Origin of the sequence: Paraburkholderia ginsengisoli NBRC 100965 (assembly GCF_000739735.1) — a bacterium.
GTDB lineage: Bacteria > Pseudomonadota > Gammaproteobacteria > Burkholderiales > Burkholderiaceae > Paraburkholderia > Paraburkholderia ginsengisoli.
The window spans coordinates 172,673-192,023 of record NZ_BBJF01000017.1 but is presented as its reverse complement, the minus strand read 5'-3'; the positions used below and the strand labels follow the sequence as shown (position 1 = coordinate 192,023).

Here is a 19,351-nt window from a genome sequence, read left to right as displayed (position 1 = left end):
ATGAAAGAAGCCGCGCGTTTTACCGAAGTGTCCGACCTGGAATCCGCCGCACAGAGCCTGCGCGAGATTCGCCATCACATCCATCACCATCCCGAACTGGCCTACGAGGAACTGCAAACCAGCGCGCTGGTCGCGGAGAAGCTTGAGCAATGGGGTTGGCAGGTCACGCGCGCAGTCGGTCAGACAGGCGTGGTCGGCACGCTGAAGGTGGGCGACGGCAAGCGCAGCATCGGTATTCGCGCGGACATGGACGCGCTGCCGATCATCGAGCAAACCGGTCTTCCCTATGCGAGCGGCACGCACGGCAAGATGCACGCGTGCGGCCACGACGGTCACACGACGATGCTGCTTGGCGCCGCGCAACACCTCGCGGCCACGCGCAATTTTTCGGGCACCGTGCATTTGTACTTTCAGCCGGCGGAAGAAAGCGGGATCGACAGCGGCGCGCTGAAGATGATCGAAGACGGCCTGTTCGAGCGCTTTCCGTGCGACGCCGTGTTCGGCGTGCACAACCATCCGGGCGCGGAACCGGGCGTGCTGCTGTTTCGCAAGGGCCCGTTCATGTCGGCGGGGGACAAGGCGATCATCACGATCGAAGGTGTCGGCGGTCACGCGGCGCGTCCGCATCTGACGGTCGATCCGGTCGTGGTCGCGGCGAGCATCGTGATGGCGTTGCAGACGATCGTCGCGCGCAACGTCGACCCGTCGCAGCCGGCGGTGGTGACGGTGGGCTCGATGCACGCGGGCACCGCGAACAACGTGATTTCGAGCAGCGCGAAACTGGAACTGAGCGTGCGTTCGTTCAGCCCCGAAGTGCGCGCGCTGCTGAAGAAGCGCATTACCGAGCTCGCCGAAACCCAGGCCGCGAGCTATGGCGGCAAGGCGGTGGTCGAGTACATCGAAGGCTATCCGGTGGTGGTTAATTCGGATGCCGAAACGGATTTCGCGGTGCAGGTGGCGCGCGAACTGGTCGGCGACGACAAGGTGGTCGCGCAGACCGACATCCTGATGGGCAGCGAAGACTTCGCGTTCATGCTGCAAAAGCGGCCCGGCACGTTCCTGCGGATCGGCAACGGCGTGGGCGAGGACGCCTGCATGGTGCACAACCCGCACTACGATTTCAACGATCGCAATCTGCCGGTCGGCGCGGCATTCTGGACGCGGCTGGTGGAGCGATACCTGGGGCAGTGATCCTGACCAGGCGCTACCTGCTGACATAACGACGAAAGAGACCACACGATGAACACCACCACCGAGGCGGCGCGCACTGTCAACGCCGCGGGCAAGAACCGCATCTCCAGCCGCGGCGCGGTCGCCGCGGCGGTGATCGGCAACTGGCTCGAATTCTTCGACTTCACCGTGTACGGCTTTTTCGCGGTGATTATCGGCAGGCTGTTTTTTCCGTCGACGGACCCGACCACGTCGTTGTTGCTCTCCGTCGCGACGTTCGCGGCGGGCTTCATCACGCGGCCGCTCGGCAGCGTGCTGCTCGGCGTGTACGCGGACCGCAAGGGCCGCAAGGCCGCGCTCAATCTGACCATCATGCTGATGGCGGCGAGCACCGGTCTGATTGCGCTCACGCCGACCTACGCGCGGATCGGTCTCGCCGCGCCGTTGCTGATCGTGTTCGCGCGTCTCGTGCAAGGCTTCTCGCAAGGCGGCGAGTTCGGCGCGGCCACGTCGACGCTGCTCGAACAGGGCGGTGGCACGCGGCGCGGTTTTCGCGCGAGCTGGCAACTGGCGACGCAAGGCGGCGCGGCGCTGATGGGCGCGGGGATTGCGGCCGCGCTGTCGGCGGCGTTGTCGAAGGAAGCGCTGGAAAGCTGGGGCTGGCGCGTGCCGTTTCTGCTCGGCGTGCTGATCGCGCCGGTCGGCATCTACCTGCGCCGCCGTCTCGCCGACGACACGTCCAGCGCGCACGGCCACGCGATCGAGCGCGGCGTGCTGCACGAACTCTTCACCGCGCATCTGCGCCCGCTCGTGCTGATCACGCTGACGGTGATGGGCGGCACGGTCTCGACCTACATCCTCACGTTCTACATGCCGACCTACGCGATCCACACGCTCGGCCTGCCGATGTCGCTGTCGATGCTGGTCGGCGTCGCGTCGGGCTTCGTGATGCTAATCACGTGTCCGCTGTTCGGCCTCGTGTCCGACCGCATCGGCAGCCGCAAGCGGCCGATCCTCATCGGCCGTGGCGTGCTGGTCGTGCTGCTGTTTCCGGCCTTCATGCTGATGAACCGCTTCCCGCAACTGTCCGTCGTGATGTCGCTGACGGCGCTGATGCTGGTGTTCTATTCGATGGGCTCGGCGTCGGAATTCGCGTTGATGTGCGAGTCGTTTCCGCGGCGCGTGCGCGCCACCGGCATTTCGATCGCGTACGCGGTGAGCGTGTGCCTGTTCGGCGGGACCGCGCAGCTGGTCGCGACGTGGCTGATCCGGCTGACCGGCAGCAAGCTGGCGCCCGCCGGTTATGTGGCCGCGTGCGTGGTGGTGTCGCTGATTGCGGTGTCGATGCTCAAGGAGACGGCGAACGAAGCGATTGATTGATCGACGAGAGGCGCGCGCCAGTAACGCGCGCCTTCATCACGCTCCGCCACACCAAAAGGCCACCCCTAGCCCCGCCGCGCCACCATCTCAGACACCGTTTGCGCGGCCTGCTGCAACGGCTCCAGAAACGCCTTCACCATCTGCTTCGCCGAATTGCGCTGCGCGTTGCCGCTGATGTTCATCGCCGCGATCACGCGCCCCTGACGATTGCGGATCGGCGCGGACAGCGAGATCAACCCGCCTTCCAGTTCCTGATCGACGATCGCCCATCCCTGGCGGCGCACCTGCGCGATCAATCTCTTCAGCTCTTCCTTGTCGGTCACCGTACGCGGCGTGTGCGCGTAGAGCGGCGTCGAGCCGAGCGTCGCGTCGAGCGCTTCGTCGTCGAGCGCGGACAGCAGCACGCGGCCCATCGACGTGCAATACGCGGGCAGCCGGCTGCCGATCGACAGGTTGATCGTCATGATCTTGTGGGTCGGCACGCGCAGCACGTAGACGATCTCGGTGCGGTCGAGCACGGCCGCCGAGCAGCTCTCGTGCACTTGCGCCGACAGGCTCTCCATCACCGGCTCGGCGAGATTCCAGAACGGCATCGACGTCAGATACGCGAAGCCGAGGTCGAGAATTTTCGGCGTGAGACGGAACAGGCGCCCCTCGGCCTCCACGTAGCCGAGCGTTTGCAGCGTCAGCAGAATGCGGCGCGCGCCGGCGCGCGTGAGGCCGGTCGCGGCGGCGACGTCGGTGAGCGTCTGTTCGGGGCGCGTCGCGTCGAACGCGCGGATGACCGCGAGGCCCCGCGCGAACGACTGCACATACGAGTCGCCCGGTTTGTCCGGGGCCGGTTCGGCGCTGGCGGGCACGGCGGAAGACGGCGGCAGGGCTTTGCTCATGGGCCTTGAAGGATGCGTTCGAGGAAACTGCGCCGGCGCCGCGACGGTTCACGCGGCGTGCGGTTGCGCAAAGGCGTGACGATAGCTTAAGCCTTTGCGATTCGCCAAATCGACGCGGATTTGACCGGCAATACCAGGGTTTGCGCGGATGCAGTCTGCATGCAAAATTTGTATGATGACCCGATAACATGATCAATCGAGGCTTCGATGTTCGACAAGATTCCTGCTCGCGCGATGAGCGACACGGTCGCCCAGCAGCTTCTGAAGCAGATCGACAAAGGCACGTTCGAGCGCGGCGGCAAGTTGCCGACCGAGGCCGTGCTGGCGCAGCAGTTTGGCGTGAGCCGCACGGTGATCCGCGAGGCGATCTCGCGGCTGAAGAACGAGGGCGTGGTCGAGCCGCGCCAAGGCAGTGGCGTATTCGTCGCGGCGCATGGCACGGTGCGGCCGCTGCGCATCGATTTCGCGGAAGCGGCCGAACCCGGCTCGGTGGTGCAGATTCTCGCGCTGCGTCGCGCGATCGAGGCCGAAGTCGCCTCGGAAGCCGCGATGCGCCGCAGTGACGCCGAGATGGCGGCGATCGACGCGGCGCTCGCCCGCATCGAGCAGGCGGTGGCCGAAGGCGAGGAGGGTGTCGCCGAAGACGTCGCGTTCCATCGCGCGATCGCGGCGGCCACCGGCAACCCGTATTTCCTCAAGACGCTCACGTTTCTCAATCAATACCTGGAAGCCGGCACGGTCGTGACGCGCCGCAACGAAGCGTTGCGCGAGGACTTCTCGCGTCAGGTGCGCGAAGAGCACGCGGCCATCGCGGCCGCGATTCGCGCGGGCGATCCGATGGCGGCGCGCAACGCGGCGCGCACGCATATGTACAACGCCGCCCGGCGGCTCGCCGAAGCGGGTATTTGCTGAGTTCGCCGGCCTGCGGGCCGGAATGGGTCCGGGGCGCGCCGCGTCGCCGGGCACGCACGCATAACGAATTGGTAGAGGTCAAGCATGTCCAGAAATGTCGGTGTCATCGGTCTTGGTGCAATGGGCCTGGGTGTCGCGCGCTCGCTGTTGCGCGCGGGTTTTCGGGTCCACGCATGCGATCTGCGCAGCGAGGTGTTGCAGGCGTTCGTCGCCGAAGGCGGCGTGGGTTGCGCGACGCCCGCCGAGCTTGGCGCGCAGTGTGAATTGGTCGTCACGCTGGTCGTGAATGCCGCCCAAACTGAAGCCGTGCTGTTCGGCGAACAGGGTGCGGTGACAGCCATGAAGAAGGGCGGCGTGGTGATCGCGAGCGCGACGGTCGCGCCGGACTTCGCGATCGACCTCGGCAAGCGGATCGAAGCAGCCGGTTTGCAGATGCTCGACGCGCCGGTGTCGGGCGGCGCGGCGCGCGCCGCGTCCGGCGAGATGACGATGATGACCTCCGGGCCCGCTGCCGCCTATGCCGCGTGCGAGGACGTGCTCGCGGCGATGGCCGGCAAGGTGTATCGCCTCGGTTCGGCGCATGGCGCCGGATCGAAAGTGAAGATCATCAACCAGTTGCTGGCCGGCGTGCATATCGCGGTGGCCGCCGAGGCGATGGCGCTCGGTTTGCGCGAAGGCGTCGATCCCGACGCGCTGTATGAGGTGATCACGCACAGCGCGGGCAATTCGTGGATGTTCGAGAACCGCGTGCCGCACATTCTCAACGGCGATTACACGCCGTTGTCGGCGGTCGATATTTTCGTCAAGGATCTCGGGCTTGTGCTCGATACCGCGCGCCGCTCGAAATTCCCGCTGCCGTTGTCGGCGGCGGCGCACCAGATGTTCATGATGGCGTCCACGGCCGGCCACGGCGGCGAGGACGATTCCGCGGTGATCAAGATTTTCCCCGGCATCGACGTGCCGGCGGCGAAGTAAGCAGGAGAGCGAATCATGACGGCTACCACTCAACGCGCGCTGCTCGGCTGCATCGCCGACGACTTCACCGGCGCGACCGATCTCGCCAACATGCTGGTGCGCGGCGGCATGCGCACGGTGCAGACGATCGGCGTGCCGGAGTCGAACGACACGATCGAGGCCGACGCGCTGGTGGTCGCGCTGAAGTCGCGCACCATTCCCGCCGCCGATGCGGTCGCGCAATCGCTCGCCGCGCTGCAATGGCTGCGCGCGCAGGGCTGCCGCCAGTTCTTCTTCAAGTATTGCTCGACGTTCGATTCGACCGACGCGGGCAACATCGGCCAGGTAACCGATGCGTTGCTCGACGCGCTGAGCGCCGACGGTGCTAACGCCGGCGCCTTTACGATTGCCTGCCCGGCGTTTCCGGAGAACGGCCGCACAATCTTTCGCGGCCATCTGTTCGTCGGCGACGTGCTGCTCAACGAGTCGGGCATGGAAAACCATCCGCTCACGCCGATGCGCGACGCGAACCTCGTGCGCGTGCTGCAACGACAGACGCAATCGAAAGTGGGCCTCGTGCGTTACGACGCGGTGGCCAAAGGCGTGGCGAGCGTGCGCGCTTCGTTCGACGCGCTACGCAACGACGGCGTGCGCATGGCGATTGCCGATGCGGTGTCCGACGCCGATCTGCACGTGCTCGGCGAAGCGTGTGCGGACCTCACTCTGATCACCGGCGGCTCGGGCGTCGCGCTCGGCTTGCCGGCCAACTTCCGGCGCGCGGGCCTGCTCGCGGAGCAGGCCGACGCCGCGCAGCTGCCGCGTGTCGAAGGCTTGTCGGCGGTGCTGGCGGGCAGCGCGTCGAAAGCGACCAACGCGCAGGTCGCTGAATGGCGCGCGAGCCGGCCGGCGTTCCGTATCGATCCGCTGGCGGTGGCGCGCGGCGAAGCCGTCGTCGAACAGGCACTCGCATTTGCGCAGACGCATCTGGAGCGCGCCGAGCCGATGCTGATCTACGCAACCGCGACGCCCGACGAAGTCAAGGCGGTGCAGCGCGAACTCGGCGTCAACGAAGCGGGGCATCTGGTCGAAGCGACGCTGGCGGCGATCGCGCGCGGCCTGCACGAGCGCGGCGTGCGCAAGTTCGTCGTGGCGGGCGGCGAGACCTCGGGCGCGGTCGTGCAGGCACTCGACGTGCACACGTTGCGCATCGGCGCGCAGATCGATCCCGGCGTGCCGGCCACAGCGACGACCGGCGCCGAGCCGCTCGCGCTTGCGCTCAAATCCGGCAACTTCGGCACGACCGATTTCTTCGAGAAGGCGCTGCGCCAACTCGACAGTCTCGACGGAGCCGCGCAATGACCGGCACGCCCGCCCTCCACACGAGCAACGAAGCCCGCGTGCGCGAGGAAATCTGCGTGAGCGGCGCGAGCCTCTATCAACGGGGCTATACGGTGGGCACCGCCGGCAATATCAGCGCGCGGCTCGACGACGGCTGGCTGATCACGCCGACCGATGCGTGCCTCGGCCGGCTCGATCCCGCCGATATCGCGAAGGTCGATTTCGACGGTAACGCGGTGTCGGGCGGCAAGCCGTCGAAGACACTGGCGCTGCATCGCGGCATCTATGCGCGCAACCACGAAGCGCGCGGCGTCGTCCATACGCATTCGACGCATCTCGTCGCGCTGACGCTCGCGGGCGTGTGGAGCGAGGCGGACGTTCTGCCGCCGCTCACGCCGTACTACGTGATGAAAGTGGGCCACGTCCCGCTGATTCGCTACCGCCGTCCCGGCGATCCGCAAGTGGCCGCGCAGATCGCGGCGCTCGCCGATTCGGTTCGCGCCGTGTTGCTCGAACGACTCGGCCCGGTGGTGTGGGAGCGTTCGGTTGCGCAGGCCTCGTATGCGCTCGAAGAACTCGAAGAGACCGCGCGCCTGTGGCTGATGACCAATCCGCGACCCGCGCCGCTCGACGAAGCCGCGCTCGAAGAATTGCGCGCCGTGTTCAACGCACGCTGGTAGCAGCGGCACGAAGCACCCGCACGACAACAACGTCACGCCGTCCACGGCGACGCATCAGGCTATTAATTGGAAGGAGAAACATGCATGAGTTCGTATCAGGCTGCAAGCAGCCGCCCCATCGCCGCTGAGGCGAACCAGCCCGGCGCGGCCGAAGTGGAGCGCACCTACAGGAAGGTGTTCTGGCGCATCGTGCCATTTCTGATGCTGTGCTATGTGGTCGCTTATCTGGACCGCGTGAACGTCGGCTTCGCGAAGCTGCAGATGTCGCAGGATCTCGCGTTCAGCGAAACGGTGTTCGGTCTCGGCGCGGGCGTGTTCTTCATCGGCTACTTCCTGTTCGAGTTGCCGAGCAACATTCTGATGCACAGGATCGGCGCGAAGATCTGGATCGCGCGGATCATGATTACGTGGGGTCTGCTGTCCGCGCTGTTCGTGTTCGTGAAGACGCCGATGCAGTTCTATCTGCTGCGTTTCCTGCTCGGTCTCGCGGAAGCCGGTTTTTATCCGGGCGTGATCCTGTATCTGACCTACTGGTTTCCGTCGCATCGGCGCGCGAAGATCATCGCGGTGTTCATGTCGGCGATTCCCGTGTCGGGCATCTTCGGCAACCCGCTGTCCGGCTGGATCATGCAGGCGTTCCACAATAGCTCGGGTTTCGCGGGCTGGCAATGGATGTTCCTGATCGAAGCGGTTCCGGCGGTCGTGATCGGTATCGCGACGATCCTCTATCTCGACAACGGCATCGCCAGCGCGAAGTGGTTGAACGATCGCGAGAAGCGCCTGCTCACCGATGAAATCGCCGCCGCGCAGCCGCAGGAAAGCACGCAGAAGCACTCGCTCGGCGCGGTGTTCCGCGATCCGCGCACGTGGTGGATGTCGTTGATTTACTTCGCGTTCGTCACCGGCCAATACGGCCTGACGTTCTGGATGCCGACGCTCGTCAAATCGACAGGCGTGACCGGCGCGTTCAATATTGGTCTGCTGAGCGCGATTCCGTTCCTGTGCGCGATCGTCGTGATGAACCTGATGGGGCATAGCGCCGACAAGCGTCGCGAGCGCCGCTGGCATCTGATCGTGCCGGCGCTGTTCGGCGCAATCGGTTTCACGGTGGCGGCTTCGTTCGCGGACAACACGGTGGTGTCGATCGCGTTCCTGTCGCTGGCCGCGGCCGGTGTGCTGACCTGCGCGCCGCTGTTCTGGTCGCTGCCGACCGCGTTCATGTCGGGCGCGAGTGCGGCGGCCGGCATCGCGATCATCAATTCGATCGGCAATCTCGCGGGCTTCGCGAGCCCTTACATGATCGGCTATCTGAAGGACCTGACGCACAGCACGCAGACCGGCATGTATGTGCTGGCCGGCATGCTGGTGATCGGCGCCGTCGCCACGTGGCTCACGCCGGCGAAGCTGGTCAACCGCTAATCGACATCTGGCGCGCGGTGCACGCATCGATCGCCTGCGCCGCGCGACGTATCACACTGTTTTCAAGGAGTTGCCGCCATGCCTCGTTTTGCCGCCAACCTGACGATGATGTACAACGAGCACGCTTTCCTCGACCGTTTCGCGGCCGCCGCGAAAGATGGCTTCGAAGCGGTCGAATATCTGTTTCCATATGATTTCCGCGCCGGCGAACTCAAGGCGCGGCTCGACGCGAACGGTCTGACGCAAGCGCTTTTCAATGCGCCGCCCGGCGACTGGGCCGCGGGCGAACGCGGCATCGCGTCGCTGCCGGGCCGTGAAGACGAATTCCGTCGCGGCTTCGACACCGCGCTCGAGTACGCACGCGTGCTCGGCAATCGCAAGGTGCATGTGATGGCCGGCCTGATCGGCGCGGATCAGCCGCGCGCGCAGCATCGGGACGTGTACCTGAAAAATCTCGCGTATGCGGCGCAGGCCGCGCGAGCTGACGACATCATGGTCGTGATCGAGCCGATCAATACGCGCGACATGCCAGGCTTTTTCCTGAACCGTCAGGACGACGCGCAAGCGATTTGCGCGGAAGTCGGCGCGCCGAATCTGAAGGTGCAGTTCGACTGCTACCACTGTCAAATCGTCGAAGGCGATCTGGCCGTGAAGCTCAAACGCGATATGGCCGGCATCGGCCACATTCAGATCGCGGGCGTGCCCGAGCGGCACGAGCCCGACCTCGGCGAATTGAACTACCCGTATCTGCTGGAGCTGATCGACTCGCTCGGCTACGACGGCTACATCGGCTGCGAATACCGGCCGCGTGCAGGCACGTCCGCAGGCCTCGGCTGGTTGAAGCCGTATCTGCCCGCCGCCCGCTAACCTTCATCCAACCAAAGACGACCCATCATGAAAGTACTGATTACCGGCGGCGCGGGTTTTCTCGGCCAGCGACTCGCACGTGAACTGCTGTCGCGCGGCTCGCTGAAAGACCAGAACGGCGCGTCGCAAGCGATTACCGAACTGGTGCTGCTCGACGTCGTGCGTGCGGGCGATTTCGGCGACGCGCGTGTCCGAACGGAGGTAGGCGACATCGCGGAGCGCAGCGTGCTGGAACGCGCGATCGACGACAAGACCGCGGCGATCTTCCATCTCGCCGCGATCGTCAGCGGCCAGGCCGAAGCGGATTTCGATCTCGGCATGCGCATCAATCTGGATGCGTCGCGTCTGCTGCTCGAAGTGTGCCGGCAGCGCGGGCATCGGCCGCGCGTGGTGTTCACGAGCTCGGTCGCGGTCTATGGCGGCGACCTGCCGGACGTCGTGCAGAACGACACCGCGTTGAATCCGCAGTCGTCGTACGGCGCGCAGAAGGCGATTGCGGAACTGCTGCTCAACGATTACGCGCGGCGCGGTTTCGTCGACGGCCGCGTGTTGCGGCTGCCGACCATCAGCGTGCGTCCGGGGCGGCCGAATGCGGCGGCGTCGTCGTTCGCGAGCGGCATCATCCGCGAGCCGCTGAACGGTGAAGCGGCGGTATGCCCGGTCGCGGGCTCGACGCGGCTGTGGCTGTTGTCGCCGCGCAAGGCAATCGAGAGCCTGATCGCCGGGCTGGAGATCGACGCGAGCGCGCTCGGCATCCAGCGCGTGCTGAACCTGCCGGGGATTTCGGTGAGCGTCGACGAGATGATCGCCGCGCTGCGCGAAGTCGCGGGCGATGAGGTCGCGAATCGGATCGTGCGTGAGCCGGATGCGCGTGTGGAGAAGATCGTCGGCAGCTGGCCGGGGCAGTGGGACACATCGCGCGCCGAAGGGCTGGGTTTGAGCGGCGACCGCAGCTTCGCGGACGTGATCCGCGCGTACATCGCGGATGAGCAGATCCAGGCCCGCTAAGAGCCGGCTTCACTTCGCTGCAACGCTTCAAAACACCCGGGCCGACTCCGCGACAGCGCGTTCGGCGGCCCGGGCCCGCCTTCTTCTGATCCTCGCCACTCCCGCAGCGGCCTGCACGTATTCCCTGGTGCGGGCCTGGCCGCGCTTGACATGGTTTCGCGCACGCGCCTATCATCGAGTCTGGTTGTTCGATATATGACCTTGTGTTCGTATAAAGAACAAATGGCAAATTCGAGACCGTCGTTCACCATCCTGCGCTAAGCTGCCTTGACGTGACGGCTGCCGTGCCGCCGCTTCCCATGCGTTCGCCGGATTTGCCGGGCCGATGCTTCGACGCATCCCGCTCACGCCGGTGCCGCCTGCCGGGCACGGCGTGGCGCACGCAGCACATCAACTGGAGACATCACATGACCGAAGCATTCCTGTGCGACGCGATTCGCACCCCCATTGGCCGCTATGCGGGTTCGCTGTCGTCGGTGCGCGCCGACGATCTGGGCGCGGTGCCGCTCAAGGCGCTGATGGAGCGCAACAAGGACGTCGACTGGAACGCGATCGACGACGTGATCTACGGCTGCGCGAACCAGGCCGGTGACGACAACCGCAACGTCGCGCGCATGTCGCTGCTGCTCGCGGGCCTGCCACAAGGCGTGCCGGGCTCGACGGTGAACCGCCTGTGCGGCTCGGGCATGGACGCGGTCGGCATCGCCGCGCGCGCGATCAAGTCAGGCGAGGCCGCGCTGATGGTGGCGGGCGGCGTCGAAAGCATGAGCCGCGCGCCGTTCGTGATGCCCAAGGCAAGCAGCCCGTTCTCGCGCCAGGCCGAGATCTACGACACGACGATCGGCTGGCGCTTCGTCAACCCGCTGATGAAGAAGCTATACGGCGTCGATTCGATGCCGGAGACCGCCGAGAACGTCGCGACCGACTACAACATCAACCGCGCCGATCAGGACGCGTTCGCGTTGCGCAGCCAGCAGAAGGCCGCTCGCGCGCAACGCGACGGCACGTTCGCGCAGGAAATCGTCGGCGTGACGATCGCGCAGAAGAAGGGCGATCCGATCACGGTGTCGCAGGACGAGCATCCGCGTGAAACCAGCCTTGAAACGCTCGCCAAGCTCAAGGGCGTGGTGCGTCCGGACGGCACGGTCACGGCGGGCAACGCGTCGGGCGTGAACGACGGCGCGGCCGCTCTGCTGCTCGCCAACGAAGAAACGGCGAAGCGCTACGGCCTCACGCCGCGGGCTCGCGTGCTGGGCATCGCCACGGCCGGCGTCGCGCCGCGCGTGATGGGCATCGGCCCGGCGCCCGCCACGCAAAAGCTGCTGGCGCGTCTGAACATGACCATCGACCAGTTCGACGTGATCGAGCTGAACGAGGCGTTCGCTTCGCAAGGTCTCGCGGTGCTGCGCGCGCTCGGCGTCGCTGACGACGACGCTCGCGTGAATCCGAACGGCGGCGCGATTGCGCTCGGTCATCCGCTCGGCATGAGCGGCGCGCGTCTGGTGACGACCGCGATGTATCAACTGCATCGCACGCAAGGCCGCTTTGCGCTGTGCACGATGTGTATCGGCGTCGGCCAGGGCATCGCGATCGCTATCGAGCGCGTGTGACGGTTTAGCGGGGCGCGGTGATAGCCGCGGCTCCGCTTCGCAAGGCATTGTCAAAAAACAGCCCCGGCGCTCGTGCGCTGGGGCTTTTTTTTGCGCCGCCGGTGCGGGCTCGCCGCTTGCTGCGCGGCAAGTAGAATCGTTCGCGCGATATCGTGTGAATCGCGTGGTCCCCAAGATGTCGGCATTCTCTGGAGGAGCGCATATGAAGGCGATGACGATGGGCGCCACGTTGCTGATCGCGGCACTGGGCGCGGCTCAGCCTGCGTGGGCGCAGGACGACATGGCGAGCGCCGCGCGCGGCGTGATCGGCGCGGTGGAGCCGGTGCACATGAAGGCGGAGATCGTCGGCATCGATGCGGGCAGCCGCTCGCTCACGCTGAAAGGGCCCGCCGGCAACGAGGTGCTCGTGCTGGTGGGCCAGCAGGTGGACGGTTTCGATCAACTGAAAGAGGGCGACCGCGTCGACGTGCTGTACAAGAACGCGCTGCTCGTGAAGTTCGAGAAGGTCGCCGGCGCAGAGAAAGGGATTCGCAAACGCGTCGACAAGGAGACCTACACGCCGGCCTCGGGCGGTTTCGACTCGGCGCGTCAGACCGAAGTGATCGCCACCGTCGAGAAGATCGATCGCAAGAAGCGGCTCGTCACGTTGCACGGCGCCTACCAGGAGCAGACGTTCGAAGCCGGTCCCGACGTCGATCTGAAGAGCGTCAAGCCGGGCGATACGATTCATGCGGTCTTCGTATCGGCCGCGGCTGTGCAGATCACGCCGGTGGGGCAGTGAGCGTGTTGCGCGCGGCGTGCTGACGACCGCGACAAGGCCGACGCGCTCCCGGCTGACCGAAGAGATTCGCACGATCGCTTCGCCTGCCTTCACGCCGCTCGACTAACGCGACGCCGGCGCGCCGACGTTCAATCCTGCGAGCCATCCCAGCCAGCGTCCGATCACGCCACGTCCGGCGGGTAGCACGCTGCTCAACGACACGCGCGCGTCATGGTCGCCGTCCGTGCTGAGCCACACGCGCTCGCCGCGTTGCAGCCGGAATTCGTCGCCGGGTGTGAGCCAGTAATCATAAGGTGAACTAACACGCGTGAGCCAGACGCGCGCGCCGTGCACCGCGAGCGTACTGTCGGCGTTGACGCGCCAGCTCAGCGTCGCGCCTGGCATCACGGAAAAATGCACCACCACCTTCGTCAGACGCTCGTCCTGCCGAGGTTGATGCTGGCATGCAGCCAGACTCGAATCGTCATCCATGCACTGCGGGCTTGCCTGATCCATCTTGCTCTCCGTCATCGAGCCGGTCGACGGAGGCGCCACAAAACAAAAGGCCCCTTCCGTTACCGGCGGGGCCTTGGGGGTCTTGTTGGCAGATTCAGACTACTAGCGCACACACGCTCCCAATGGCCAGCCAGTGATGGCTCGCATTGGGTGATTAATCGCAATGGCGATGGAGGTGTGCGTCGACATGGAATCGAGTGTGCCGTTTTGTCGCGAGGCTTGTCAATAAAAATGTGCTGCTCTGTGCGCGCACCATGCTGATTGACACGCGCGAGTCCATGCAGGCAGAGTCGTTTCCATCCATTCAATCCGGAACGACGATGAAGAGAAATCGCGATCACCGCATCGGACGATACTTGCCTTCAGTGCTGCTCATCATCGCGACGCTCGCTGCCGGTTCGGCTTGCGCCGCGGGCTTCGATTGCAATCGCGCGCGCCTGCCGGATGAGAAAGCGATCTGCGCTTCGCGGCAACTGAGCGAGCTGGATGTCGAGATGTCGGTCCGCTATCAGATGTTGACCGGCCTCGTCGCGATGGGCACGCGCGGCAACATGCAGGACGCGCAAGAGACGTGGCTGAAGTCGCGCCAGGCATGCGGGCGCGATCACGCGTGTCTGCTTGCGGCGTATCGGAGTCGCATCGGCACGCTGAAAGACGAGTACGCGCATCTCGCGAGCCGCGGGCCGTTCTGAGTTACGTCGCTCGGTTCTCGTCACTCGTTGAGCGTCGAGCGTCGGCCGCCGAACCGTCCCGCAACAATCTATGTCGGGATATGTCATGGCTCCCGCAAAACGCCCGCAAACCCTTGTCCGGCGGCCCTCCGCCACGGTGAAACAAGGTGACATAACTGCGTGGCTGATTTGCCCGGCAGGTCCTTCTATAGTCCGTTTGTCGCCACGCAGCAGTGACCCAGTCGCAGTGATGCAAGTGGCCCGAACCCAGCAAGGACCTACCGTGAAAAATCGTTCGATCATCGTCCCGCTCAGTGCCGCTCCTGCCGCTCCTGCCGCTCGCGTTGCATCATCGTCGACATCGGCTTCATCCACACGCGGCGCGTTGCGCAAGCTCGTACTCGGCGCAACGGCGGCCGTGCTCGCGCTCGGCAGCGCGTCGGCGTTCGCGTGGTCGCAGCACGGCACGGCGTACACGTCGCGTGGCACCTACAACGGCGCGCGCTACGGCTCGTGCGGCGGCAGCAGCTGTTCGCATGCGGGCGGCGTCGCCGGCCCGTACGGCGGCTTCGCCAGCAACACCGGCACCGTCACGCGCAATGCGCCGGGCCAGTTCTTGAATTCGGGCACGGCGACAGGGCGCTACGGCAACGCCGTCCAGCATGCCGGCGACACCAGTTGCGCCGGCGGCACCTGCTCGCACACCGGCACGCTGACCGGTCCCGACGGCAAAACGGCCACCACGTCCGGCGACGTGACGAAGACCGCGCCGGGTCAGTACTCGTCGTCGGGGTCGATCACGGGCTCGAATGGCAACACGGTCGATCATTCGGCATCGACCAGCTGCGCCGGCTCGACCTGCTCGCGCTCGGGCACGGCGACGGGCTGGGACGGCGGCACCGTCAATCACGCGGGCACGGCGACGCGTGTCGCGCCGGGCGTCGTGACGACTTCGACGAGCGTCACCGGCACGCACAGCAATACGGTGACGACGAGCGGCACGGTGGTCACGGGCGGCGTCGTTGCCACCGGCGGTACGACGGTCGTAGTGGCGCCGAAGCCTGTGGTGTACGCACCGCCGCCTCCGCCGCCGGTCGTGTATGTTGCGCCGAAACCGGTCGTGGTGACGCCGCCCGTCGCTTATGTTCCGCCGCCGCCGGTCGTGTACGCACCGCCGCCCCCGCCGCCGGCCGTCTATGCCGCGCCGCGTGTCGTGTATGTCGCGCCGGCGCCGCGTCCGGTCGTGTGGGTGCCGGGCCACTGGGTCGGGCGTATGTGGGTGCCGGCGCATTGGGCGTGAGGGGCGCGGCGATGCGAGTCAAGACCTGCGTGACGTCGAGGCGATTCCGTCGCGACGCGGTCGTCGAACGGGGCAGCAGTAGGACGCGCCGCGCGCGTGCCGAAACGTTATCGACATGCGCGGTTTGCAGAAACATGCTGGCGGCGGGTTTGATCGCGGGTCTGATGGCGGCGGCCGGCGGGCTCGTCACCTACGCTCATAGTCCGCGTGCGGATCGTGCGGATCCCGCGAACGAGGCATCGCGACAATGCTCGGCTCGCTACGCCGCGTTGCTCGACCTTGCCGAACTGGCGCGGCGTGACGGCAAATCATCCGAGATCGTCGTGCGCGGATTGAGCGGGCGCGGCGGCGCGCTGAGCGGATGCCCGCCGACAACCCGCAGCGAAGCCGCGCCGCGCGACTAAGCCGGCTGATCCTGCCGGCGAGTCAGATCGCACTCGAGAAAGAGCGCGCCGTCGATCGGATTAAAGACGTACGGTGGAATCGGCTCGAAGCCGAGCGACGCATACAGTCCCAGCGCGGCATGCATGGTCGGCAGCGTGTCGAGACGGATGCGGCGATAACCCGAGTCCCGCGCCGCCGCGCAAATCTGCGTGGCCAATTGCTTGCCGGCCTGCAAGCCGCGGCCTGCGGGTCGCACATAGAGCCGTTTCATCTCACAGGTGGTGTCGTCGAGCGGCCGCACGGCGACGCAGCCGATGATCTGCGCATCATGATAAGCGAGCAACACGCGGCCGCGCGGCGCCGCGAATTTGCCGGGCAGCCCGGCGAGTTCGGAGTCGAAATCCTGAAAGCAGAGATCGATGCCGAGGCTCTCCGCGTACTCGCGAAAGATGGTCCGGACGGCTTCGAGCTGTTCCGGGAAGCGGGCGGTGTGGATGTGGATCATTCGCGCGTCTTCGTTGACTGTTTCGAGGCGGCGCATGCGTGCTGCGCGTGTTGAGTCGTGTCGACGTCGAGCAGTTTAACGGAACCCGCGCTTGCCACGCCGCCGCGCAAGTGTCATTGCGTTGCGTCGAGCACGACGGGAAAGCGGATCTTGAACGTGGTCCCGACGCCCTCGCGCGACACGAACTCGATGTGCCCATTCAACGCGCGGCACAGCTCCCTGACGATTGCGAGACCGAGGCCCGTGCCGGGAATCTCCTCGCCGGCGGCGCGCTCGAATTCGTCGAACACGCGCTCCGCGTCCGATGCCGCGATCCCCACGCCGGTGTCCGACACGCGAATCGTCCAGTGTTGCGCGCCGACCATCGCGAACTGCAGTTCGACCTGTCCGGACTTCGTGTACTTGGTCGCGTTGGACAGCAGATTGACCGCGATCTGCTTCAGCTTGAGACGATTGGACGTGACCGCGTGCAACGCCGGATCGCACGACGCGTGCAACGTGAGCCCCTTGCCCTCGACCAGCGGACGCGACGACGCGACGAGTTCGTCGTAAAGCTCGCGCGCGTCCACCTGTTCGAGGGTGAGCGGCGCGGCGTCGCCGAGCACGACCGCATACTCGACCATCTGGTCGACGAGCAGCTTCATGTCGGCGGCCTGGCGATTGGCCAGCGTCAACGCCATATCGGCTTTCGACGGCGCGCGCGCGATCAGTTGCAGCGCGATGGAAAACGCGTTCAGGAAATTGCGCAGGTCGTGCACCACGCTGCGCGTGATCTGCATCCGCGATTCGTAGAGGTCGCCCACCAGCCGCTGCTTCAGAATCAGTTCGTGGTTCGCGCGTTCGAGCTGGCCGGTGTACTCGTCGATCTTGCGGTCCCGTTCGCTGACCACTTCCCTGATCGACGTGTACGCCACCATGCTGAACGCCTCGGCGATCAGCCTCCGCGCGCGGCCTTCGTGACGGCGTGTGAGCGCATTGTCCTGCTCCGCGAACGCTTCGAGCGCTTCGTCGAGCACCTGGTGAAAGAGATCGAGTTCGCGCACCAGTTCCTCGATCCGGTAGCCCTGGCGCCAGCGCACGTTGCCATGTTTTCTCGCGTTGCGTTCGATCGACGTTTCGACGCGCTCCAGATCTTCGCTGTCGAGCGCCGCGCAAAGTTCTTCGAGAATCTCCGGCAGGTGGTCGGCGAGTTGCTGATAAGTGAGCTTGTCGGCTTCGACGAGATCGACGTCGCTCGCCACGGCGTTCATCCATTGCTCGGTGAGCTGGAGTCGTTCCGCCCGGACGTAGTCGGCAAATTTGCGCAGCGGGCTCACGCGGGTATCGGTCATGATTGGGACGTGGGAAGAAGTTTCTACAACGCGCAGAGGCTTGAAGCACAACGGCCACGCAGATCGGTGGACCCGTGTCCGCGCTTTTTCGATAAACCTGCTGCCCGCTGGAATGTTTTGGACGGCTGACGGGTGGGGCGATGCGCCTGGGTGGGTTCGAAACGCGCCGCGTCGGCCGATGAGCAGGTTCGATTATCGCCGCATTTGCCCTTGGTGGAACACTTGTTGCGGCGCCGTAGGAAAACGGCAAGATAATTAACCGGCGAACCCAGATGCACTCAATTCTCCTGGTGGACGACGAGCCGGAAATTCTGGCGGCTTGGCGCCTGATTCTAGAACGCGAAGGTTATGAGGTCGGTTGCGCGAGCAACGGCGCCGAAGCTATAGCGCGCGCGGCGTCGTATGTTCCTGACCTGATTATCACCGACTGGATGATGCCGATCATGGACGGCGCCGAATTGTGCCGCCGTCTGCGAGCGATGCCGCGCTTCGCTCACGTGCCGATCCTGGTTCATACCGCGGTCCCGCCGCTCGACGCCGTCGGGAAGAACTGGAACGTCTGTGTGCGCAAGCCCGTGGGCGCGGACAAGTTTCTGGCGATGGTGGCGCAAATGTGCAAGCACGCGCACTGAGTGTTGCACTGAGCGCAGGCGGTTCAAGCCAACGAGTCGTCCGCCTGACCCGCTTTCAGAAAATCGACGAAGGCGCGTAACGGTGCAGGCAAATGACGGCGTCCGGGATAGTAGAGAAAGGGCCCCGAAAAGCGCTGCCACCACGGTTCCAGAATCGGCTCCAACGCGCCGCTGTCCAGATGCGGGCGCAGCATGTCCTCGAACAGATGGATGACGCCGACGCCGGCCACCGCGCAACTCACCGCGAGATCGATCGCGGCGCCGGGCCGCACGAGCAGCGGCCCCGACGGATTCAACTGCAGCACTTCGCCGTCGCGTTCGAAGTACCAGGTGGGCGTCGCGCCGCCGGCGAATTGGCCGCGCAGGCAAGCGTGCGCGAGCAGTTCGCGCGGATGGTCGGGGCGTCCACGAGCGTCGAGATAAGCCGGCGCTGCGGCGGTCGCGAAGCGCTGCGTGCGCGGTCCGATCGGAATCGCGATCATGTCCTGTTCGAGACGCTCGTCGTAGCGGATGCCCGCGTCGCAGCCGATCGACAACACGTCGACGAAGCCGTCCTCGACCACCACTTCGACGCGAATGTCCGGGTACAGCTTCAGGAACGATGCGATGACGTCCGGCAAGACGATGCGCGCCGCGCTCGACGGCACGTTCAGTTTGAGCGTGCCGCTCGGCTTGTCCCGGAAGCCGTTGAGCACGTCGAGCGCCGCTTCCATTTCGCCGAATAGCGGCGTCAGCTTTTCGATCAGGCGCTGCCCGGCCTCGGTCGGCGCGACGCTGCGCGTGGTGCGGTTCAGAAGACGCAAACCGAGTCTGGTTTCCAGCCGTCGCACGGCGATGCTCAGGCTCGAGGCGGACACGCCGCCGCTGCGCGCCGCGTCGCGAAAGCCGCCGGCGCGGGCGACGGAAACGAAGGCGGCCAGGTCGTTCAATTCCATGGCGACTGTTCACATTTTTAAACAACCCGTACACGTTAGACCCGTTTATTCAACAACGCAATCCCGGCGATACTGCCGCTTATCCACTC

20 protein-coding genes are annotated in these 19,351 nt (G+C 65.6%); 15 read left to right on the top strand and 5 right to left on the bottom strand.

From position 1 onward, the window contains the following. Both BGI01S_RS22595 and BGI01S_RS22590 read left to right on the top strand, forming a co-directional pair. Positions 1-1,191, top strand: coding sequence for a M20 aminoacylase family protein (locus BGI01S_RS22595; protein WP_042328259.1), 1,191 nt, complete (start codon positions 1-3; stop codon positions 1,189-1,191). Positions 1,192-1,239: 48 nt separating this feature from the next. Next, on the top strand, positions 1,240-2,550 hold the full coding sequence (locus BGI01S_RS22590) for an MFS transporter (protein WP_042328258.1): 1,311 nt from the start codon (positions 1,240-1,242) through the stop codon (positions 2,548-2,550). A 65-nt stretch (positions 2,551-2,615) separates the two neighbouring features. Here BGI01S_RS22590 and BGI01S_RS22585 read toward each other — a convergent pair whose 3' ends face one another. Continuing rightward, the gene (locus BGI01S_RS22585) at positions 2,616-3,440 is read right to left on the bottom strand and encodes an IclR family transcriptional regulator (protein ID WP_042328257.1); all 825 of its coding nucleotides are present in this window, start codon (positions 3,438-3,440) and stop codon (positions 2,616-2,618) included. A 207-nt stretch (positions 3,441-3,647) separates the two neighbouring features. Here BGI01S_RS22585 and BGI01S_RS22580 point away from each other — a divergent pair, with 207 nt between their 5' ends. The 9 genes from BGI01S_RS22580 (at position 3,648) to BGI01S_RS22540 (ending at position 13,009) form a co-directional block, all read left to right on the top strand. Beyond that, entirely contained in the window at positions 3,648-4,352 is a 705-nt protein-coding gene (locus BGI01S_RS22580; protein ID WP_042328256.1) for a FadR/GntR family transcriptional regulator, read from the top strand. A gap of 84 nt (positions 4,353-4,436) precedes the next feature. Continuing rightward, complete coding sequence (gene ltnD, locus BGI01S_RS22575) at positions 4,437-5,327, top strand: L-threonate dehydrogenase (RefSeq protein WP_042328255.1); 891 nt, start codon at positions 4,437-4,439, stop codon at positions 5,325-5,327. A gap of 15 nt (positions 5,328-5,342) precedes the next feature. Further along, positions 5,343-6,665 (top strand): 3-oxo-tetronate kinase, encoded by a 1,323-nt coding sequence (otnK, locus tag BGI01S_RS22570; RefSeq protein ID WP_042328254.1) that lies wholly within the window; start codon positions 5,343-5,345, stop codon positions 6,663-6,665. Continuing rightward, entirely contained in the window at positions 6,662-7,324 is a 663-nt protein-coding gene (gene otnC, locus BGI01S_RS22565; protein WP_042328253.1) for a 3-oxo-tetronate 4-phosphate decarboxylase, read from the top strand. Before otnK ends, otnC begins: the two co-directional genes overlap by 4 nt. Before the next feature lie 84 nt (positions 7,325-7,408). Next, positions 7,409-8,743: an MFS transporter gene (locus tag BGI01S_RS22560; RefSeq protein WP_042328252.1), complete on the top strand. Its 1,335-nt coding sequence runs from the start codon at positions 7,409-7,411 to the stop codon at positions 8,741-8,743. A gap of 78 nt (positions 8,744-8,821) precedes the next feature. Beyond that, positions 8,822-9,610 (top strand): 2-oxo-tetronate isomerase, encoded by a 789-nt coding sequence (gene otnI, locus BGI01S_RS22555; RefSeq protein ID WP_042328251.1) that lies wholly within the window; start codon positions 8,822-8,824, stop codon positions 9,608-9,610. Between the two features lie 27 nt (positions 9,611-9,637). Continuing rightward, on the top strand, positions 9,638-10,618 hold the full coding sequence (gene denD, locus BGI01S_RS22550) for a D-erythronate dehydrogenase (RefSeq protein WP_042328249.1): 981 nt from the start codon (positions 9,638-9,640) through the stop codon (positions 10,616-10,618). A 407-nt stretch (positions 10,619-11,025) separates the two neighbouring features. Continuing rightward, positions 11,026-12,228: a 3-oxoadipyl-CoA thiolase gene (gene pcaF / locus BGI01S_RS22545; protein ID WP_042328248.1), complete on the top strand. Its 1,203-nt coding sequence runs from the start codon at positions 11,026-11,028 to the stop codon at positions 12,226-12,228. A gap of 202 nt (positions 12,229-12,430) precedes the next feature. After that, positions 12,431-13,009: a hypothetical protein gene (locus BGI01S_RS22540; RefSeq protein WP_042328247.1), complete on the top strand. Its 579-nt coding sequence runs from the start codon at positions 12,431-12,433 to the stop codon at positions 13,007-13,009. A 102-nt stretch (positions 13,010-13,111) separates the two neighbouring features. Here BGI01S_RS22540 and BGI01S_RS22535 read toward each other — a convergent pair whose 3' ends face one another. Then, entirely contained in the window at positions 13,112-13,504 is a 393-nt protein-coding gene (locus BGI01S_RS22535; protein WP_042328246.1) for a DUF2917 domain-containing protein, read from the bottom strand. A 320-nt stretch (positions 13,505-13,824) separates the two neighbouring features. Here BGI01S_RS22535 and BGI01S_RS22530 point away from each other — a divergent pair, with 320 nt between their 5' ends. From BGI01S_RS22530 to BGI01S_RS22520, 3 genes are all read left to right on the top strand, one after another. Continuing rightward, positions 13,825-14,196, top strand: coding sequence for a lysozyme inhibitor LprI family protein (locus BGI01S_RS22530; RefSeq protein ID WP_084585467.1), 372 nt, complete (start codon positions 13,825-13,827; stop codon positions 14,194-14,196). 262 nt (positions 14,197-14,458) lie between these two features. Then, positions 14,459-15,475: a hypothetical protein gene (locus BGI01S_RS22525; RefSeq protein WP_042328245.1), complete on the top strand. Its 1,017-nt coding sequence runs from the start codon at positions 14,459-14,461 to the stop codon at positions 15,473-15,475. Between the two features lie 164 nt (positions 15,476-15,639). Continuing rightward, the gene (locus BGI01S_RS22520) at positions 15,640-15,879 is read left to right on the top strand and encodes a hypothetical protein (RefSeq protein WP_157004252.1); all 240 of its coding nucleotides are present in this window, start codon (positions 15,640-15,642) and stop codon (positions 15,877-15,879) included. Here BGI01S_RS22520 and BGI01S_RS22515 read toward each other — a convergent pair. Further along, complete coding sequence (locus tag BGI01S_RS22515; protein WP_042328313.1) at positions 15,876-16,364, bottom strand: GNAT family N-acetyltransferase; 489 nt, start codon at positions 16,362-16,364, stop codon at positions 15,876-15,878. The two genes, BGI01S_RS22520 and BGI01S_RS22515, sit on opposite strands and share 4 nt — an antisense overlap. A 113-nt stretch (positions 16,365-16,477) precedes the next feature. After that, positions 16,478-17,695, bottom strand: coding sequence for a sensor histidine kinase (locus BGI01S_RS22510; RefSeq protein ID WP_042328244.1), 1,218 nt, complete (start codon positions 17,693-17,695; stop codon positions 16,478-16,480). Positions 17,696-17,967: 272 nt separating this feature from the next. Between BGI01S_RS22510 and BGI01S_RS22505 the strand changes: the two genes are divergently transcribed. Further along, positions 17,968-18,327 (top strand): response regulator, encoded by a 360-nt coding sequence (locus tag BGI01S_RS22505; RefSeq protein WP_042328243.1) that lies wholly within the window; start codon positions 17,968-17,970, stop codon positions 18,325-18,327. Between the two features lie 23 nt (positions 18,328-18,350). Here the strand turns inward: BGI01S_RS22505 and BGI01S_RS22500 are convergent, their stop codons facing one another. Continuing rightward, a complete protein-coding gene (locus BGI01S_RS22500; protein WP_042328242.1) occupies positions 18,351-19,262 on the bottom strand; it encodes a LysR family transcriptional regulator in 912 nt (303 codons plus the stop codon). Between the last annotated feature and the right edge of the window lie 89 nt (positions 19,263-19,351).

Bases quoted from the DNA above. Each gene is read 5' to 3' on its own strand.
- otnC (WP_042328253.1), top strand. From the start codon at position 6,662: ATGACCGGCACGCCCGCCCTCCACACGAGCAACGAAGCCCGCGTGCGC.
- BGI01S_RS22535 (WP_042328246.1), bottom strand. From the start codon at position 13,504: ATGGATCAGGCAAGCCCGCAGTGCATGGATGACGATTCGAGTCTGGCT.
- otnI (WP_042328251.1), top strand. From the start codon at position 8,822: ATGCCTCGTTTTGCCGCCAACCTGACGATGATGTACAACGAGCACGCT.
- BGI01S_RS22530 (WP_084585467.1), top strand. From the start codon at position 13,825: ATGAAGAGAAATCGCGATCACCGCATCGGACGATACTTGCCTTCAGTG.
- otnK (WP_042328254.1), top strand. From the start codon at position 5,343: ATGACGGCTACCACTCAACGCGCGCTGCTCGGCTGCATCGCCGACGAC.
- pcaF (WP_042328248.1), top strand. From the start codon at position 11,026: ATGACCGAAGCATTCCTGTGCGACGCGATTCGCACCCCCATTGGCCGC.
- BGI01S_RS22580 (WP_042328256.1), top strand. From the start codon at position 3,648: ATGTTCGACAAGATTCCTGCTCGCGCGATGAGCGACACGGTCGCCCAG.
- denD (WP_042328249.1), top strand. From the start codon at position 9,638: ATGAAAGTACTGATTACCGGCGGCGCGGGTTTTCTCGGCCAGCGACTC.
- BGI01S_RS22520 (WP_157004252.1), top strand. From the start codon at position 15,640: ATGGCGGCGGCCGGCGGGCTCGTCACCTACGCTCATAGTCCGCGTGCG.
- ltnD (WP_042328255.1), top strand. From the start codon at position 4,437: ATGTCCAGAAATGTCGGTGTCATCGGTCTTGGTGCAATGGGCCTGGGT.
- BGI01S_RS22585 (WP_042328257.1), bottom strand. From the start codon at position 3,440: ATGAGCAAAGCCCTGCCGCCGTCTTCCGCCGTGCCCGCCAGCGCCGAA.
- BGI01S_RS22505 (WP_042328243.1), top strand. From the start codon at position 17,968: ATGCACTCAATTCTCCTGGTGGACGACGAGCCGGAAATTCTGGCGGCT.
- BGI01S_RS22540 (WP_042328247.1), top strand. From the start codon at position 12,431: ATGAAGGCGATGACGATGGGCGCCACGTTGCTGATCGCGGCACTGGGC.
- BGI01S_RS22595 (WP_042328259.1), top strand. From the start codon at position 1: ATGAAAGAAGCCGCGCGTTTTACCGAAGTGTCCGACCTGGAATCCGCC.
- BGI01S_RS22560 (WP_042328252.1), top strand. From the start codon at position 7,409: ATGAGTTCGTATCAGGCTGCAAGCAGCCGCCCCATCGCCGCTGAGGCG.
- BGI01S_RS22515 (WP_042328313.1), bottom strand. From the start codon at position 16,364: ATGATCCACATCCACACCGCCCGCTTCCCGGAACAGCTCGAAGCCGTC.
- BGI01S_RS22590 (WP_042328258.1), top strand. From the start codon at position 1,240: ATGAACACCACCACCGAGGCGGCGCGCACTGTCAACGCCGCGGGCAAG.
- BGI01S_RS22500 (WP_042328242.1), bottom strand. From the start codon at position 19,262: ATGGAATTGAACGACCTGGCCGCCTTCGTTTCCGTCGCCCGCGCCGGC.
- BGI01S_RS22510 (WP_042328244.1), bottom strand. From the start codon at position 17,695: ATGACCGATACCCGCGTGAGCCCGCTGCGCAAATTTGCCGACTACGTC.